Source organism: Arthrobacter sp. H41 (genome assembly GCF_000520535.1).
In the GTDB taxonomy this organism is placed as follows: Bacteria; Actinomycetota; Actinomycetes; order Actinomycetales; family Micrococcaceae; genus Arthrobacter_D.
Genome location: NZ_AZRZ01000463.1, coordinates 1 through 3,932, shown reverse-complemented (window position 1 = coordinate 3,932; position 3,932 = coordinate 1). Strand labels below are relative to the sequence as shown.

Here is a 3,932-nt window from a genome sequence, read left to right as displayed (position 1 = left end):
GCAACGGGGATGCCCGTGGCCTCCACGAACTCGCGCAGCGCCTCGGTGGCGAAGGCGTAGTGCACCCCACCACCGGCGATGACCACGGGCCGCTCGGCGGCGCGGATCGCCGCGGCGGCGGCACGGACGTCCTCCTCCTCCGGGGCGGGACGGCGAATCCGCCACTCCCGGGGGGCGAGGAACTCCTCGGGCACCGCGAGCCGCTCTGCCTGCACGTCCTGCGGCAGGGCGATGGTCACTGCGCCGGTCTCGACCGGGTCCATGAGCACCCGCATGCCGTTGAGCAGTGCCGAGAAGAGCTGCTCGGGCCGCCACACGCGATCGAAGTAGCGGGAAACCGGGCGGAAGACGTCGTTGACGGTGATGTCATTGGCGTCGGGGCGCTCGAGCTGCTGCAGCACCGGGTCCGGGATGCGGGAGGCGAACTGGTCCGAGGGGAACAGTAGCGCGGGCAGCCGGTTGGTGGTGGCCAGCGCCGCGCCGGTGACCATGTTCGTGGCCCCCGGGCCGATCGAGGTGCTTACCGCGAAGGTGGCCCGGCGCCGGGTGTGTCGGGCATACCCAACGGCCTGGTGCACTTGGGCCTGCTCGTTACGCCCCTGATAGTAAGGCATAACCGTGGAGTCCTCGGCTTGGAACTGCTTGAGCGCCTGGCCCACCCCAGCCACGTTGCCGTGGCCGAAGATCCCGAACATGCCCGGGATCGTGCGCTGCCGGTACTCCTCGGCACCGATCCGATCCACGGTCCATTGGTTGGCTAGGAACGCGACCAGCGCCTGGGAGACGGACAGGGTGCGGGTGCTCATCGGGTGGCTCCTTCGTCGACGGGGTGGCCCTTCAGCAGGGAGGCGGCGGTGGCGACGGCTCCGGCGACGTCGCCGTCCTCCGGGTACAGCAGGGTGCGCCCGACCGTGAGACCCTGGACGCCGGGCAGAGCCAACGCGGCCTCCCAAGTTGCGAAGACCTCGTCCGGGCGCCCGCTCGGGTCCCCGCCCAGCAGGACGGTGGGCAGCGTGGTGGACGCCATGACCCGCTCCATCTCCGCCACGACGGGCAGCTTCATCCAGGTGTGCGACGACGTGCCGCCGAGGCCCTGGGCGATGGCCACGGACTGGATCACGGCCTCCGCGGAGAGGTCGTTGACGACGCCCGTGTCGGTGATCCGGGAGATGAACGGCTCCACCATGGCGATGAGGCCTAGCTTCGCGAGGGAATCCACGGCACGAGCCGTGTTCTCCAGCACAGACGTGGTGTGCGGGTCCTCGAAGCAGATGCGGGTCAGCATCTTCCCACCGTCGGCCCCAATCCGGTCCAGGGCCTCCGCGGTGTGCCCGGTGAAGCGGTCGTCGATCTCGTTGACCAACCCGGGCAGGCCCCCGCGGTTCATGGAGCCGAAGACCAGCTTGCCCTCGAGGGCGCCGAGCAGCAGCAGGTCGTCCAGCACGTCCGGGGAGGCGAGGACGCCGTCCACCCGGGGATTGGCCAGAGCGATCTGCAGCCGGTCGAGTAGACCGCGCCGGTCTGCCATTGCGCCGGGGTCCTGGCGCACCTTTAGGGCGCCGCGGGCCGCGTGGTCGGCGGCGACCACGAAGTTCTGTCGGCCATACACCGCGCCCGGGTGGCGGCGCCGGGAGTCGGCTGTGCGCTGGACGGCCCGGGGGTCCTCAAGCCGGATCCGGCTCAGGTGCTCATAGCGGCGCGGATCCGTTGTGTCGAGCTCGGTGGGGGATGTCGTCGTCATCGGGTGGCTCCTTCGGGAACGGCACGGCCGCGTTCGCGCAGCAGCTGGAAGACCTCGTCGGGGGTGGGCATCGCATCGGAGCACGAGATCCGGGATGCCACAATGGCGCCGGCGGCGTTGGCGTAGTCGAGCACCTGCTCGAGGGCCCAGCCCTGATTGATGCCGTGGCAAAAGGCCCCGCCGAAGGAGTCCCCCGCACCGAGACCGTTGACCGTCTCGACAGGGACCGGGCCGGAGACCACGCGCTCGTCACGGGTCTTGGCCATCACTCCCTCGGAGCCGAGCTTGACCACGGCGATGCGCACGCCGGTCTCGAGCAGTCGGTCGGCCTGCTCGTCGGGGGTGCCCTCCCCCACGGCCACGGCGCACTCCTTGTCGTTGCCGATCGCGATCGTCACGTGCTGCAGCAATTCATGCACCTGGACGCTGGCCTCCTCCTCGGAGGCCCAGAACATCGGGCGATAATCGAGGTCGAGAATCGTGTGCTGGTCCGCGCGCAGCTCTTCCCGGGGGCGGGCCTCGTGCGCCGCCCGGTGGGCGGAGCGGCTGGGCTCTTGGCACAGCCCTGTGACCGTCGACCACAGGATGCGGGTCCCCCGCACCGTCTCGACGTCGATCTCCTCGGGCCGCAACTGCAGGTCCGGGGCCGTGGGGAAACGGCCGTAGAAGTACAGCGGGAAGTCCTCCGGGGGACGGATCGCGCAGAAGGTCACTGGGGTCTGCAGCCCCTGCACGGCGGAGACGAACCGGTCATCCACACCGTAGCGGGCCAGCTCGCGGTGCAGGTAGGTGCCGAACGGGTCGTCGCCGGTGCGCGTGATCAGAGCGACGGACTCCCCGTGGCGGGCCGCGGCGACCGCCACGTTGGAGGGCGAGCCGCCGAGGTACTTGCCGAAGCTGGTGACGTCCTCCAGGCCCAGACCGATGTCGTCTGGATAGATGTCGACGCTGATGCGCCCGATGGTCACGACGTCATAGCTCACGCCTCCGCTCCTGCCTTCTGGGCGCTGAACTTCTGCGCATCCTTCCAACCATGAACGACGACGTTGTCAATCCGAGAGGGATCGGAGAAGAACAGGATGTCGGGATGCGGGGTGGGGTCGAGGGCGATCTTCATGGACGGTCCTCCAGGTCGGTGGTGCCGGTACGGGTCAGCGGACACTGGTGCGAGACCCGCAGCCCATGAGATACGAGCAGGTGCGGGTTGCGATGGGCAGCGGGACATCGAAGGAGGAGACGGGGTACATGTCCTGCTCGACAATGCCGAAGATCGGCCGGTCCAGCTTTTCGACCTCCGTGATCACCGCGGCGAGATCCGGCAGGCCCGCGGGGGGCTCGACCATGACGCCGGCCAGGTTGGCGGCAGCCCAGGTCATGCTCTCGCGGCGCACGCGCTCCAGAACGACGGGGTCGATCTGCTTCAGGTGCAGGTAACCGATCCGCTCGGGGTACTTGCGTATCAAATCCACGGAGGACGCTCCGCCGTACTCGGCGTGGCCGGTGTCCAGACATAGGGTGACCAGCTCGGGGTCCGTGCGCTGCAAGAACGTCTCGATGTCGGGTTGGTGGCAAACATGGGAGTCGGCATGGGAATGGAACTGTTGCTGAAGGCCGAAGTCCTCGCGGAGCACCTTTCCCAGGCGGTCGTGCCCCGAGCACAGGGCGTTCCACTGCTCCTCGCTCAGGTGCTCGTTCTCGAGCGCCTTACCCGTGACGTCATCGCGCCACATGGCCGGGATGACCACGATGTGCTCGCCGCCCATGGCGGCCGTCAGCTCGGCGACCTTTCGGGCGGGCTCCCAAGCCTCCTGCCACTGCTCAGCACCGCGATGGAAGGCGGTGAAAACGGTGCCCGCCGAGACCTTCAGGTTCCGCTGAGCAAGTTCATTGGCGAGCCTCGCGGGGTCGGTCGGCAAGTAGCCGTAGGGCCCGAGTTCGATCCAGGAGTATCCGGCCTCGGCGACCTCATCGAGGAAGCGCTCCCACGGGGTCTGCTGGGGGTCATCGGGAAACCACACGCCCCACGAGTCCGGTGCTGTGCCAATGAGCACGGGGTTTTTCTGCTGCGCCACCGCGTTGGCGGTCGCGGTGGTCGAGTTTTGCTGCGCCATGATGACCTGCTTCTTGGTTACGGATCCTGATCGCCACCATGGTTACTCGTCCGGGCGATCGATTGATCAGTGGTCAGTAT

The 3,932-nt window shown here is 68.4% G+C and carries 5 protein-coding genes; all 5 read right to left on the bottom strand.

Annotated elements, in window-relative coordinates; translation table 11 throughout:
* Positions 1-806: thiamine pyrophosphate-binding protein (locus Y705_RS0101385; RefSeq protein ID WP_253908436.1), on the bottom strand; the 806-nt coding region annotated here is incomplete at its 3' end.
* The gene (locus Y705_RS0101380; protein ID WP_026531571.1) at positions 803-1,741 is read right to left on the bottom strand and encodes a Cgl0159 family (beta/alpha)8-fold protein; all 939 of its coding nucleotides are present in this window, start codon (positions 1,739-1,741) and stop codon (positions 803-805) included. The genes Y705_RS0101385 and Y705_RS0101380, both read right to left, overlap by 4 nt.
* Positions 1,738-2,724, bottom strand: a complete 987-nt coding sequence (gene iolC / locus Y705_RS0101375) for a 5-dehydro-2-deoxygluconokinase (RefSeq protein ID WP_026531570.1) — start codon at positions 2,722-2,724, stop codon at positions 1,738-1,740. Before iolC ends, Y705_RS0101380 begins: the two co-directional genes overlap by 4 nt.
* Positions 2,721-2,858 (bottom strand): hypothetical protein, encoded by a 138-nt coding sequence (locus tag Y705_RS21635; protein WP_155849847.1) that lies wholly within the window; start codon positions 2,856-2,858, stop codon positions 2,721-2,723. Before Y705_RS21635 ends, iolC begins: the two co-directional genes overlap by 4 nt.
* A gap of 34 nt (positions 2,859-2,892) precedes the next feature.
* Positions 2,893-3,852: a sugar phosphate isomerase/epimerase family protein gene (locus Y705_RS0101365; protein ID WP_049822091.1), complete on the bottom strand. Its 960-nt coding sequence runs from the start codon at positions 3,850-3,852 to the stop codon at positions 2,893-2,895.
* Positions 3,853-3,932 lie beyond the last annotated feature (80 nt).